We start from the raw sequence: 14102 nt of genomic DNA on the forward strand, positions 1-14102 counted from the left end.
GGGCGCGCCGGAGGCGGACGCGCATCTGCGGATGTACCGGCCGTGGGGCTGGTACCAGCGGATCGACCTCGGCGAGCGCTTCCAGGTGAAGCGGATCCAGGTGGTGCCGGGCGGGCGCCTGTCGCTGCAGAAGCACTACCATCGGGCGGAGCACTGGGTGGTGGTGCGCGGCACCGCCGAGGTGACGATCGACGAGCGGGTGGTGCTGGTCCACGAGAACGAGGCGGTCTACCTGCCGATCGGCTCGATGCATCGCCTCGCCAACCCCGGCAAGATCCCGCTCGAGCTGATCGAGGTCCAGGTCGGCTCCTACACCGGCGAGGACGACATCATCCGCGTCGAGGATATCTACGGACGATAGCCGCCCGAGGCCGGGCGCCCCTGCGACCCGATCACCCGCATGCACGTCCGGAACATGCGGCCGCCCCGATCGATAGCCTAGCGCGTGGCCGCTCCGGTGCGGCCGCGCCGCAGCGTCGGGGATACCGCATGAAGCACAAGCCGCTCCGCGAGCAGGTCATCGTGATCACCGGCGCCTCGTCGGGCATCGGCCTTGCCACGGCCCGGATGGCGGCCGAGCGCGGCGCCCGGGTGGTGCTGGCGGCGCGCAGCGGCGACGCCCTGGCGCGCATCCGGGCCGAGATCGAGGGCGTCGGCGGCAAGGCGATCGACGTCGTGGCCGATGTCGGCCGGCGGGCCGACGTCCAGGCAGTCGCCGACCGGGCCGCGGCCACCTTCGGCGGCTTCGACACCTGGGTGAACGTGGCGGGCGGCTCGATCTACGGCCGGCTGCGCGAGATCAGCGACGCCGACCACGAGCGCCTGATCCAGACGAATTTCTGGGGCACCGTCTACGGATCCCTGGTGGCGACCGAACATCTGCGGCAGCATGGCGGCGCCCTCATCAACGTCGGCAGCATCGCCTCGGACCTCGCCTTCCCGTACCAGGGCATGTACGCGGCCTCGAAACATGCCGTGAAGGGCTTCACCGATGCCCTGCGCATGGAGCTGATGGACGAGAATGCGCCGATCTCGGTGACGCTGATCAAGCCGGCCTCGATCGACACGCCCCTGCCCCAGCGGGCACGCAACTACATGGACCGCGAACCGAGTCTGCCGCCGCCGATCTACCCGCCCGAGGAGGTGGCGAACGCGATCCTGCACGCGGCCGTTCACCCGCAGCGGGACATCTTCGTGGGCGGGGCCGGCAAGGCTTTCGTGGCGGGGAAGGAATTCGCCCCCGGCGCCTACGACTATCTCGGCCCGGCGATCATCGCGCTGCAGAAGCGCAAGAGCGCGCCGCGTAACCCGGCCGGTGCCCTGCACGCGCCCGTGGCGGCGGGCGAGATGCGGGGCGACCCGCCCGTCCCGGTCATGCGGACCAGCGCCTATACCCGCGCGACGCTGCATCCTCTTGCCGCGGCGGCCGGTCTCCTCGGCGTCGGCGCGGCCACGGCCTTCGCCGTGCTCGGCACGCCGTCCGGACGCCGGCGGCGCCTGTAAGTGGCCGTCGTGATGGAGACCCTGCCCGGCCCCACCCGGCCGGAGGCTGCGCTCGGTGGAGGGTGCGCCTGCCGGAACTACCGGATCACGTGTCAGCGTCGGGACCATCGGCCCACGCGCGACATGCACAGCCCGGATTCCGCGCTCCTGAATAAAATAGCCTCGGAAATGCAATGCCCCATGGACGGCCGAAGGGCGCGCGCAACAAGGCTACGGCGGAGATCAAGACGCTCTGCCAGGAGCACGGCCCGAAGATGGTCGCGCGCCTCGTGGCCATCGCCCGCAACGCGAAGACGCCGGAGGGCGCGGCGGTCGCGGCGATCCGGGAGATCCTCGACAGGGGCTACGGCAAGCCGACCCAGGCCCACGAGCACGGCGGCGGCGGCGGTGGTCCGATCGCGGTCGACCTGACGGGCGCAACCGATGAGCAACTGGCCGCGCTCGCAAGTCTCTTCGGTCCGCTTGCCGCCACCGGCGCAGCTGCTGACGGCGATCCGGGCGGAACAGGCGCGGCGTAGCGAGAGGGCCGAGCGCGAGCGGATCCGGGCCCGCACCGCAGCGCTCGCCGGCTTCGTCCAGGAGGCGTGGCACGTCCTGGAGCCCAACCAGCCCTACGTGCACGGCTGGCACATCGAGGCGCTCTGCGCGCATCTCGAGGCGATCACCCACGGGCGCTTCCTCGCTCTCGGGCTGGAGAACCGGCTGCTGATCAACGTCCCGCCGGGCACGATGAAGTCGCTCATCGTCTCGGTGTTCTGGCCGGCCTGGGAATGGGGGCCGTGCGGGCTCGCCGGCCTGCGCTACCTGACCACCTCGTACAAGGAGGATTTCGTCAAGCGCGACGCGCGGCGCATGCGCGACCTCGTGTCGAGCGCGTGGTACCGGGCGCTCTGGCCACACGTCGCCCTGTCCCGCTCTGGTGAGATCTCGTTCGCCAACACGGCGACCGGCTCGCGCGAGGGCATGCCGTTCGCCTCGCTGACCGCGGGCCGCGGCGACCGGGTCATCATCGACGATCCCCACTCGACCGAGACGGCCGAGAGCGAGACCGAGCGCGAGCGGACCCTGCGCATCTTCCGCGAATCGGTGACGACGCGCCTCAACGACCCGGCGCGCTCGGCGATCGTGGTGATCATGCAGCGCCTGCACGAGCGCGACGTCTCGGGCGAGATCCTGCGGCTCGGCCTGGGCTACGTCCACCTGATGCTGCCGATGGAGTTCGAGCCGGACCGCGCCTGCCGGACGCCGATCTTCGCCGACCCGCGCACGCTCGACGGCGAATTGCTGTTCCCCGAGCGCTTCCCGCGGTCGGTGGTCGAGCGCGACAAGGTCCCGCTCGGTGCCTACGCGGTGGCCGGCCAGTTCCAGCAGCGGCCTGCCCCGCGCGAGGGCGGGCTGTTCGACCGGGCGGGGTTCGGGATCGTCGACGCGCTCCCGCCGATCGAGAAGTGGGTGCGCGCCTGGGACTTCGCCGGCACGAAGAAGCGGCCCGGCGCCGATCCGGACTGGACCGTCGGCGTAAAGATGGGCCGCGGGACGGACAAGCGGTTCTACATCGTCGACGTGGTTCGGGTGCGCGAGACGCCGGGCAAAGTCCGCCAGAGGCTGATCAACACCGCGGGCCAGGACGGGGCCGCGGTCGGCATCCGGATCCCGAAGGATGCGGGGCAGGCCGGCATCGCGCAGGTGGAGGATTACGTCACGGCGCTCGCGGGCTTCATCGTCAGCGCTGTGGCTCCGACCGGCGCGAAGGAGGTGCGCGCCAAGCCGCTCTCCAGCCAGGTCGAGGTCGGCAACGTGCTGCTGCTGCGCGGGCCCTGGAACGAGACGTTCCTGGAGGAACTTGGCATGTTCCCGACCGGCGGCCACGACGATCAGGTGGACGCGGCCGCCGACGCGTTCAACGAACTGGCGGGCGTGCTGCCCGGCGAGGGGCTGATCGAGTTCTACCGGCGGCAGAGTGGGGTAAGTCCGGCGCCTGAATTGCCGCGCCACGGGTGGTCCATACCGAGCGGCGCCGGCGCCGGCGCCGGCGAGGGCTCGAGGATCGAGCTGTTGGCACCGGCGGGCACAGGAATGGTGATCGGCCTGTCGGGGACACGCTATACGCCTGATACCCATGGGCGAATCACGGTCTTGCGCGCGGATGCCGGGCCGCTGCTGGCCTCTGGGTTCAGCTATGAAGCCGAGGCAACCTGAAGGTCTCTCTTGGGTGGATTTCTGCCCGTCCGCTTCCGAGCAGCAAAGGCATCAGCGTGGACCCTCAAGCGTCGAACTGCGCTTCGACACGGCCCAGATGTAGGTAGTTCGGGGTGAACAGCGCCGCTCGCTCCAGAGCCTCCAGATCTGGAATGGTCAACCTGCGCCCCCTAAGCTCAACCAGCTTCTGCCTGCGCAGCGTCTGCAGCACGCGGTTGACGTGCACCGGCGTCATGCCGATCACGTCGGCCAGTTCGGTTTGCGTCAGAGGCATCTCGCAGCTGTCCTCCTGCGTCAGCCCGATTGCGCGCAGGCGGTAGAACACCTCGCAGAACAGATGGGTCAGTCGCTCGACCGCAACGCGCCGGCCGAGGTTCAGCACCCACTCCCGCTGCATCGCCGCGTTCACCAGCGACGCCCATCCCAGCGCCCGCGTCACGCGCGGGTGCACGGTCATCACCGCTTCGAACACCGCCGGTGGGATCTCAACCAGCGTCACGTCGTTGAGTGCACCGATCGAGTGATCCATCTCGGATAGCACGAACACGTTGTCGACGCACAGGTCGCCGGGCAGGATAAGCGCTACCACCTGGCGGCGCCCGTCCGGCAGTTGCTTGTAGCGGTAGGCCCAACCCGAGAGGACGAGCCGGATGGTCTGCGGGACGTCGCCCTCACACACGATGTCCGTGTCCGGCTGGTAGCGGCGCACGGGCTGGCTCGTCAGCGTGTGCAGAGCCCGCTGGTCCTCATCCGAGAGGCGTGCGAACTGCTCAAGCTTGGTGACGAGGGGGTTCTGCATAGGGATCCTCCACACCGTGAGCCGAATGCGCTGAGTGCCGCAGTATTTGCCCCGTCTAACGCATGTGAAGTTGGATCGTCCCAACGTGTGTTACGGCCGAGGATCGTCGCTTGCGTTGCACGGTCGCCGCGAGGCTCTGGTGCCCCTGTTCTTCTTCCATCTGCGCACGCCCGACGGCCTCGATCCCGACGAGGACGGTCTCGTCTTGGCAGACCTGGAGACCGCCTATCTCCAAGCCTGCGCCTCGATCCCCGACATGGCGGCCGAACTCATGCACACGGGCCACAGCCCGATGCCCTACAGCTTCGTCATCGCCGACGCCGCCGGCGAGACGCTGATGGAGGTGCCCTTCGGCGAGCGGCTGCGCAACCCGCGACGGCTAGCCCGGCCGAACCAGCATGCCCGTGCGCGACGGCTGTCCAGCGAGATCGCGGAGGCGATCGGCGCGGCGCGTGAGACGCTGCAGCACTCCCGCGAGATCCTCGCCCGCGCCCGCCGTGAGCCTTGAACGCAGCCTTGACCGGACGATCGACACGCGGCACCCCGCTGACCAGTGAGACCTTTTCCTCACCGACCTGGATCGTGCTGACCGCCTCCGCCGCGCCGCCGGGCTCCTCTCAACGAGATCGTAGACCCCGCTGATGGCCGACGACACACCCCGCTTCCCCATCGTCGGCATCGGTGCCTCGGCCGGCGGCGTCGAGGCGCTCGACACCCTGTTCTCCGGCCTCGGTCCCGACGGCGGCCTCGCCTACGTCATCGTCACCCATCTCAGTCCGGACCGCGAGAGCCTTTTGCACGAGGTGCTCGGCCGCTTCACTCAGTTGACGATCGCGGTCGCAGCCGACGGGATGCAGATCGAGCCCGGGCACGTCTACGTGCTGCCCGCCGGTGCCATCCTGGGCCTCAAGGACGGACGCCTCACGAGCCGCGAGCCCGACCCGATCCGGCGCGAGCGCAACCCGATCGATCTGTTCTTCAGCGACCTGGCCAAGGAGTGCGGCGAGTACGCGATCGGCATCGTCCTGTCGGGCGGCGGCTCGGACGGCACGCTCGGGATCAAGGCGATCAAGGAGCGCGGCGGCCTGACCTTCGCGCAGGTTGCTGACGGCACCAAGCCGCGCCACCCCGACATGCCACGCAGCGCCATCGCCACCGGGCTCGTGGACTTCGCGCTCCCCGCCGACGAGATCGGCGCCAAGCTCGCCGACTACGCCCGCAGCTTCGGGGTTATCGAGGATCTCGAAGGCTCCTCCGCTGAGGCGGCCACCGCCGAGATCTACGCGCTGCTGCGCGATCAGCTCGGCCACGACTTCTCCGGCTACAAGGCCAAGACCTTCACGCGTCGAGTGCAGCGGCGCATGCAGGTCGCCCGCATCACCCGGGTCGAGGAGTACGTCGAGCGCCTGCGCCGGGACGGCGATGAGGTCGCGGCGCTGTTCCGCGACCTCTTGATCAGCGTGACCAACTTCTTCCGCGACGCTGGTGCCTTCGAGGCGCTCAGGACGGAGGTGCTGCCACGCGTGTTCGAGGGCCGCGGGGCCGGCAGCACGATCCGGGTGTGGGTGCCCGGCTGCGCCACGGGCGAGGAGGTGTACTCGCTGGCCATGCTGATGCGCGAGTACATGGACGGCCTGCGCACCGTGCCGCGGGTGCAGATCTTCGCCACCGACATCGACGATCCGGCGCTGAGCGTGGCCCGCGCCGGCCGCTACCCGGAGGCGCTGCTCGACAGCGTCTCGCCCGAGCGGCGCCAGCGCTTCTTCACGGCCGAGGGCGGCTCCTACGTGATCACCAAGGAGGTGCGCGAGCTATGCGTGTTCTCGCCCCACAGCGTGATCCGCGACCCGCCGTTCTCGCGCATCGACCTCGTCTCGTGCCGCAACCTGCTGATCTACTTCGGTCCGGACGTGCAGGCGCAGGTCATCCCGATCTTCCACTACGCCCTGCGCCCGCGCGGGCACCTGTTCCTCGGCACGGCCGAGAACATCAGCCAGTTCACCGACCTGTTCACGACGCTCGATAAGAAGCACCGCATCTTCCAGGCTCGGGAGACCGACCGGCTCGCCGGACCGCTGCCGCTGGTGGTCACCGGCACGCAGCCCGCCCCGTTCGGCCGCACCTCGTCCTTCAGCCGCGGACTACGGCCGGTCTCCCCGAGCAACGAGGCCGGCCCGCCGCTGCGCCAGGTCGTGGAGAGCCACGTCGTCGATCGGTTCGCGCCGCCACACGTCGTGGTCGACCGCGACGGTGACGTGGTTCACTACTCATCCCGCACGGGCAAGTACCTGGAGGCGTCTGTCGGCCTGCCGAGCCGGCAGCTGCTGACACTGGCGCGCCGCGGGCTGCGCCTCGACCTGCGCTCGGCGCTGCGCGAGGCGATCGAGACGCGCAGGTCGGCCAAGCGCGAGAACCTCTCCGTCGAGGGCGAGGAGGGGCGGGTTCAGGTGGTGTCGGTCACGGTCGAGCCGCTGCCGCAGGGGGACGGCGCCGAGCCGCTGCTCCTGGTGCTGTTCCACGACCAGGGCCCGTCGCTGAGCCGGGCGGAAGCCGAGCAGCGCGACGCGCGGCTGCACCCGGACGCGGACGCGATGCAATTGGAGCGCGAGCTGCGCGACACACGCGAGCGGCTGCAATCGATGATCGAGGAGTACGAGACCGCGCTGGAGGAGCTGAAATCGTCTAATGAGGAGCTGATCTCGGTCAACGAGGAGCTGCAATCGACCAACGAGGAGCTGGAGGCATCCAAGGAGGAGCTGCAGTCGCTGAACGAGGAGCTGCAGACGGTCAACCATGAGCTGAGCGGCAAGATCGACGACCTCGACCGGGCGAATGGCGACCTGCGCAATCTGTTCACCGCCAGCGGCTTGGCCACGGTGTTCCTCGACCGCAACCTGGTGATCCGGACGTTCACGCCGGCGGTGGCGCGGTTCGTCCCGATCCAGGAGGGTGACCGCGGCCGGCCGCTGACCGACTTCGCCGTGCGTCCGGCGTATCCAAGCCTCGCGGAGGATCTGCAGAGCGTGTTAGCCGGCGGACAGGAGATCGAGCGCCGGATCGAGCAGCCTGAGCAGGAGGCTGGCCAGCACCACCTCGTGCGGATCGTGCCTTACCGAATACAGAAGAATGCGATTGAAGGCGTGATCGTCACCTTTGTGGCGGTATCGTCGGTCGGGTGAAGGAGTCCGTAAGTCGCCACTGCGCGACGGGGCCTCAGGATGGGCCGCTTCAAAGGGCTTGCCGACGATCGAGAGCTTTGGCGCGAAGGTCGGCATTCCACCCCGAGTGGAAGATGCCGGAGGGCTGACGAACGGCTGCTTTGGAGAAGCGCCGACGGCGCTCCGAACGACCGGGTTGGGTCGCAAGCAGACAGCCCTGATTCTCGGCCTTCGATCGCAGACTTAGCGCTCTCCAGGCCCCTCTTCGCGCTCCGCCAAAGGGCAACCGCACTTGGCCTCACCCTCACGCGGCGGCGTACCGGGCATCTCGCTCGCCCCGCTGGCCTACACCCTCACCTATGGCAGCGCGGGCTCTGGCTCGACGGCTGGCCAGGGCTTCGGCTGGTTCGGCCCGTCCGCGCCGATGCGCCCCTCCGCACCCGCAGAGATCGCCGGCCGCCGCTTCGACTACCCGACCGGCTACAACCTCAACACCACGGCGCGTGCCCACGAGCCGGTCTCGTTCGGGCAGTTGCGCCGGCTCGCTGACGGCTACGACCTCCTGCGGCTCGTGATCGAGACCCGTAAGGACCAGGCTGCCCGGATGAAGTGGGCAATCAAGCCGCGCGACAGCGGGAAGCCGGCTGCCGCGAAGGCCGCGGCAGTCACGGCTTTCCTCGCCGAGCCCGACGGCATCCACCCCTGGACCGACTGGCTGCGCATGGGCCTGGAGGACGTGCTCGTCCTCGACGCCTGGACGAACTTCAAACAGCGCTCTCGCGCCGGCGATCTCCTCGCACTGGAGCCGATCGACGGCGCCACCATCAAGCCGATTCTTGGCGAAGACGGCCGCGTGCCGATGCCGTGGGTGCAGAGCGGCGAGACCGTCTGGCCCGAGGCCTACCAGCAGATCCTCAAGGGCCTTCCGGCGGTGAACTACACCGCGCGCGAGCTGCTCTACCGCCCGCGCAACCTGCGCACCGACCGCGTCTACGGCTTCTCGCCGGTCGAGCAGGTGATGACCACCGTCAACATCGCCCTGCGCCGGCAGGTGATGACCCTGGAGTACTTCACCAGCGGCACCGTGCCGGACGCGCTGATCGGCGTGCCCGAGACCTGGGGGCCGGACCAGATCGCGACCTACCAGACCTACTGGGACTCGCTGTTCACCGACAATCTGGCCGCGCGGCGGCGCGCCCGCTTCGTCCCCGGAAAGGTAGCGCTCCACCAGACGAGCGAGCCGCAGCTCAAGGGCGAGTTCGACGAGTGGCTGTCGCGGGTGGTGTGCTTCGCCTTCTCGATCTCGCCCCAGGCGCTGATCAAGCAGATGAACCGCGCCTCGGCCGACACGCAGAAGGAACTCGCCGAGGAGGAGGGCCTCGCCCCACTGCTCGACTGGATCAAGGGCGTCCTCGACGAGGTGATCGCCGACGACCTCGCCGCGCCCGAGCTGGAATTCGCGTGGCAGGCGGACGAGCAGATCGACGAGGCCGCGCAGGCCGAGCGCCTGCGCGGGCTGACCGCGGGCGGGCTGATGCGCGTCAACGAGGGCCGCAAGATCCTGGGGCTCGATCCCGACCCGAGCCCGGCCGCCGACGTCCTGATGGTGATGACCGGCGCGGGCCTCGTGCCGATCGAGGCGAACACGCTGGCGGGCAAGAAGGCGGCGCTCGACGCGTTCGGGCCGCCCAGGGCGAACGGATTCGGTAGCTCCGGGCAGGACGCCGAGGAACAGGACGACGGACTGTCGGAGCCGATCGCCAAGTTGCTCGGCAAGTTCGACGAGACCCAGCCGCGGGATGCGCGCGGCCGGTGGACCGACGGGAGCGCAGGCGGTGATGCGGGCGAGGCCGCGGAGCGCGCCGCGTTCAAGCGCACCGTCCTGCGCACCGCGATCGGCGGGGCGGTGATCGCCGGGGGCGCGATCGTCACGGCCGCGTCCGGCGGCACCGTGCCTGCCGCGGTCGAAGCTGCGGTCTGGATCGCCGAGAACTACCTGCTCGGCGACGCGCTGGTCACGGCAGGCCGCCACATCGGCGCGCACCTCGGCTACGACGACGACGAGGTCGCGCGCATGCTCGACCACCTCGCCGGCGCGGTCGGGTTCGGCAAGGCGGCTGGGAACGCCGCCGCGGGCGAACGGATACGGGACCGGCTCAGCGAGGTGGCGGGCGCCGCGCTCGACGCGATGATCGCCGCCGTCCGCGACGGCGGCCTCGACGCCGCCCGCCGCAGCGCCATCGCGGCTGCCCTGGAGGATCTGCGCGGCCGCCTCACGACGCAGATCGCGTATCTGCCGGCGCCGACCCAGAAGGCCGCCGGTGCGGAACTCGCCAAGCGCCGGGTCTGGAGGCCGGCCGATCCCGTCCCTTTCGACCGACCGGCCACGCGCCGGGCCATGCGGGCGATCACGAAGCAGCTCACGACGGCGCTGGACGCTACCCGCTCTGAGGTGGTCGAAGGCCTGCGCGGGCTCGGCAAGCTCGCCAAGGCCGGCCCGGATCCCGACAACGCCGACGCGCTGCGCCACGCGCTGGACGCGTTCCTCGACGAACTCGACTTCGCTGACCTGCGCGCGGTCGCGCCGGAGGTGGCCGACGAACTCGAGGCCGTCGCGGCCGATGCCGGTCGTCGCGCGCTGGCGCAGGTGGGCGCCGCCAGCCGCGCGGAGCTGGTCGATCGCGTGAACACCCGGGCGGTCGCCGCGGCGCGGGCCCGCGCGGCCGAGATGGTCGGGATGCGCTTCGACGCCGACGGGCGGCTCGCGCCGTCGGCCGATGCGAGGATGGTGATCACCGAAGCGACCCGCGACCGGCTGCGCGAGACCATCGCGTCCGGGCTGGAACGCAACCTCGGCCTCGATGCCATCGCGGAGGCGATCGAGGCGGACTACGCCTTCTCGGAAGAGCGCGCCGCGCGCATCGCCGAGTACGAGGTGGCCAGCGCCAACAGCGCGGCGTCGCTGGAGAGCTACCGGGAGGTGGTCGCGGACGGCATCGCGGTCCGCAAAGCCTGGTGGGCCGAGGAAGGTTGCTGCGCGGTCTGCCAGGCCAACGCGGATGCCGGCGCGATCGATCTGGAGGACGCGTTCCCGAGCGGGGACGAGGCGACACCCGCGCATCCGTCCTGCCGCTGCGTGGTGGTGCCAGCCGTCGAGGTCGGCGAGTCGATCGGCAAGGCGTTCGATCCGTCAAAGCACCCGCGCGGCGGTGACGGTCGGTTCTCCGGTGCCGGTGGTGCGGATCGGCGGGCGCGCCGCCTCGCCCAGCGCGCCATCGCGGATCGGCAGCACCTCGACAACGTCGATCTCGGGCGCGTGCCGGGGCACCGCTTCTCCGCTCATGCAGGCCGGGATGTCGATGGGTGGCGCTTCGAGTTGGACGGGGTTGGCGCGCGGCACACCGACAACCATCACGGACCGGACAGCAGCGATCGAAACCCGATCCAGGCCGCCGATTTCGAGCGGCTTCGGCGCGTTCTCCAGAGGGGGATCGTGAGGGCTGGTGAAGGCCGCACGAAGGCGGAGAATCTGCCCGTCGTGACCGTCGATCACACGGTGCGGGGCGAGACCTACCATGCCGTCCTGACGGTCAGGAAGCGGTACCGGACACTGCGCCTGCACAGCTTCTCGAAGCGCGGCACGTAGGGCGTGAGGAGCGCGGGCCGTGACGACCGCGTGCCGACCACGTGGCCGACCTTGGGCGAAACGTCCGGGACGCACCACGGTCCCGCGCTGACCGAAATCTAGACGGTCGCGGGCTCCGGTTCAACGACCGCGACACCCACCAGCCCTGACCTCAGCCACGGTGCGCCACCGCGTCTCCGTCGGAGCCCATCATGCCCGAGCTGTCCCTGTTCCTGCCGCTGACGAAGGTCGATGCGGCCAACCGGCTCGTCTACGGCCTGGCGACCGCCGAGACCCCTGACCGCGCCGGCGAGGTCTGCGACTACGCCTCGACGAAGCCGCTCTACGAGAAATGGTCGGGCAGCATCGCCAAGGCGACCGACGGCCGCTCGCTCGGCAATCTGCGCGCGATGCACGGCAAGGTCGCGGCCGGCAAGGTCACGCAGATCGCGTTCAACGACGACGCCAAGCAGATCGAGATCTGCGCGAAAGTGGTGGACGATGCGGAGTGGAAGAAGGTCGAGGAGGGCGTCTACACGGGGTTCTCGCAGGGCGGCGCCTACGCCAAGCGCTGGCGGGGTGAGGACGGCCTGATGCGCTATACGGCCGATCCGAGCGAGGTCAGCCTCGTGGACCTGCCCTGCCTGCCCTCCGCGACGTTCCAGGTGCTGAAGGCAGACGGCGCGGCCGAGATGCGGGCGTTCGCGGAATCGGTGCGGATCGCCCCGCCGCCCGAGCCGACCAATGCGGACGTCCTCGCCAAGGCCGAGGATCTCGCTGCGGCCGCCGGCCGGCCGGGCGAGATCGGGGACTTCGTGGCGCCGGCGCGCGAGGCCCTGATGAAGGCGGTGGAAGCGGCGGCGCTGGCCGAGGCGCATTCCGTCCTCGAGCCGTCGAACCCCGCGCCGCCGAGTGATGGTGAGGTCGAGCAGGTCTGGAAGGCGAAGGACGGCAGCACCTTCGCCAAGAAGGTCGACGCGCTCGCCCACAACGCCCGCACGGAGGCCGAAGCCTCCGCCAGGGTCGCAGCCGGGCCGGTGCTCGACGCCCTGTCCGATCTCGGCAAGCGGCTCGGGGCCGCCGACGGGGCAGCGACCGCCTCCGAAGTCGAGGCGCAGACGGGACGGCCGCGCAGCCGCCCGCGTGCCGATTTCGGCAAGGCGACCGACGGATCGGATCTCGCGAAGGACCTCTACGGCGTGTCGCGGCTCGCGGTGCTGCTGAGCGAGATCAAGAGCATGGTCGGCTCGGCGGTGTTCGACGTGGTCTACGCCAATGGCGACGCGGCGCTGCCCCGGCAGATGAAGGCCTGGGCCACGCAGGGCGTGGCGCTCCTGCAGGCCATGGTCGCGGCCGAGATGGCGGACCTGATGGACGACGCGCCGACCGACACCGCGATGGCGCTGGCCGCGGGACCGCTTTCCGACGCCGCCTACGACGCGCTGGTGAAGGCGGTCGCGCCCGACAGCCCCGCCGGTCGGGCGCTCGCCAAGGTCGGCGCACGCAACAGCCGGGCGGACCAGGAGCGGATCCAGCGCATGCACGACGACGCCTGCGGCCTTGGCGCGACCTGTGCATCGGCCGAGAAGGCTGCCGGCGCCGACCTGACCAAGGGCGGCGATGCGATCGAAGCAGTGCGGGCCGAACTTGCCAAGATGACCGGCCAGCGCGACGCGCTGCAGAAGACGCTGACCGACGAGGTGCTGCCGCAGATCGCGGCGCTCGCGAAGATGGTGGGGGATCAGCCCGTGCCGCGCCATCTCGTGGGCCGCGCGGTCACGAAGGGCAACGAGGGTGATTCCGGTTCATCTGACATCCCGTCCGCGGACGCGATCCGCGACCACCTGGCCAAGATGAGCCCGGAGGCGCGCGCGGATCTGCTGATCAAGGTCTCACACCAGACCCCGCAGCAGCTCGCGCTCGCCCGCTGAGACGGTCAGATCGGCTGCATGCGTAAGGTCACTCGCGACCGCTTGCGACCCAAATCGGCCGAAGAAACGTATCAACGCTCTTCTCGAAAGCGGACGCGCTGGGGAAATCGTTAATGCGGCCATAAGCGCCGACATCGAAAAACAATCTATGTCCAGGATGGCACAATTTAGTACTCGCTAACGCTCCGCGCAGTAAATTACGCAGCCAATCAGCGGGGTCGCAAAATTCATTCTCTAGAGATTTGATTTGCATTATGAGCTCCCCATTCCAAGGGGTCTCCTTGGGATACCGAAGAGGACAACCCCTGTGGCATCAGCATACATGTTCGGCGGGATCTTAGTGATCGGCGCGCTCACCGGCGCGGCAAATGGAGCAATAGCTGCTTGCAACGTTCAGTTACATATCGCGAACACTTGTCTGGGAAATTTCAAGTCCGCGACCGGTCGTGGCAGTGATCTTCTAAAATCGACGGAGGAGCGCATCGGCGCCGATGTGAAGATCGGGGCTTGTTCATCCACTGACCGGGCCGAGATCGGCCGCGCTTCGTGGAACGCTGGAGAGCGGGCAATGCAGCTCTCTAAAGATGGGCAGCTCAAGTCGACCGGAGAGGTCCAAGAATTTTGTCTAAATTCTGCTCGAAAACTCCCCAACTAGATCGTTTGATCCAGAAGTTAGAGTGATTGATACGTGTTCTAAAGACGACGAGTTGTTTGATTTATGGGATTTTGTTATGGATGATGACTGTAAATGGACCATTGGTTTCCTGTCCCCGGCGCGACAGATTTTCTGGTTTACAAAATTCCTGGCATCTCGAGGCCATTTCAGTGACCGTTAACGCGTTCGCTGAAGGCAGGCGGTCGCACGGCTGGGCCGAGGCTCCTGACGT

The 14102-nt window shown here is 69.1% G+C and carries 10 protein-coding genes; 9 read left to right on the forward strand and 1 reads right to left on the reverse strand.

What is annotated here, in order from left to right; translation table 11 throughout:
- The 4 genes from BLT59_RS27500 to terL form a co-directional block, all read left to right on the forward strand.
- Positions 1–361 (forward strand): cupin domain-containing protein (locus BLT59_RS27500; RefSeq protein ID WP_139174128.1); only part of this gene is annotated, 361 nt, incomplete at its 5' end.
- A 128-nt stretch (positions 362–489) separates the two neighbouring features.
- Complete coding sequence (locus BLT59_RS27505) at positions 490–1503, forward strand: SDR family oxidoreductase (protein WP_091788544.1); 1014 nt, start codon at positions 490–492, stop codon at positions 1501–1503.
- A 173-nt stretch (positions 1504–1676) separates the two neighbouring features.
- Positions 1677–2021, forward strand: coding sequence for a hypothetical protein (locus tag BLT59_RS27510; RefSeq protein ID WP_175544156.1), 345 nt, complete (start codon positions 1677–1679; stop codon positions 2019–2021).
- The gene (gene terL / locus BLT59_RS27515; protein ID WP_348272296.1) at positions 1966–3702 is read left to right on the forward strand and encodes a phage terminase large subunit; all 1737 of its coding nucleotides are present in this window, start codon (positions 1966–1968) and stop codon (positions 3700–3702) included. Before BLT59_RS27510 ends, terL begins: the two co-directional genes overlap by 56 nt.
- 64 nt (positions 3703–3766) lie before the next feature.
- Here terL and BLT59_RS27520 read toward each other — a convergent pair whose 3' ends face one another.
- Positions 3767–4501 carry a Crp/Fnr family transcriptional regulator gene (locus BLT59_RS27520; protein ID WP_091788550.1) on the reverse strand — a complete coding sequence of 245 codons (735 nt, stop codon included), beginning with the start codon at positions 4499–4501 and terminating at the stop codon, positions 3767–3769.
- Positions 4502–4616: 115 nt separating this feature from the next.
- On the opposite strand from BLT59_RS27520, the gene BLT59_RS27525 reads away from it, so the two are divergent.
- The 5 genes from BLT59_RS27525 (at position 4617) to BLT59_RS30875 (ending at position 13870) form a co-directional block, all read left to right on the forward strand.
- On the forward strand, positions 4617–5009 hold the full coding sequence (locus BLT59_RS27525; RefSeq protein ID WP_091788553.1) for a DUF6894 family protein: 393 nt from the start codon (positions 4617–4619) through the stop codon (positions 5007–5009).
- Between the two features lie 133 nt (positions 5010–5142).
- A complete protein-coding gene (locus tag BLT59_RS27530; protein WP_091788556.1) occupies positions 5143–7680 on the forward strand; it encodes a CheR family methyltransferase in 2538 nt (845 codons plus the stop codon).
- A 271-nt stretch (positions 7681–7951) separates the two neighbouring features.
- Positions 7952–11305, forward strand: a complete 3354-nt coding sequence (locus tag BLT59_RS31635; protein WP_139174129.1) for a phage portal protein — start codon at positions 7952–7954, stop codon at positions 11303–11305.
- A 191-nt stretch (positions 11306–11496) separates the two neighbouring features.
- Positions 11497–13215 (forward strand): hypothetical protein, encoded by a 1719-nt coding sequence (locus tag BLT59_RS31545; RefSeq protein ID WP_175544157.1) that lies wholly within the window; start codon positions 11497–11499, stop codon positions 13213–13215.
- Between the two features lie 307 nt (positions 13216–13522).
- On the forward strand, positions 13523–13870 hold the full coding sequence (locus BLT59_RS30875) for a hypothetical protein (RefSeq protein ID WP_139174130.1): 348 nt from the start codon (positions 13523–13525) through the stop codon (positions 13868–13870).
- Positions 13871–14102: the final 232 nt, after the last annotated feature.

The organism is Methylobacterium sp. UNC378MF (assembly GCF_900103195.1).
In the GTDB taxonomy this organism is placed as follows: domain Bacteria; phylum Pseudomonadota; class Alphaproteobacteria; order Rhizobiales; family Beijerinckiaceae; genus Methylobacterium.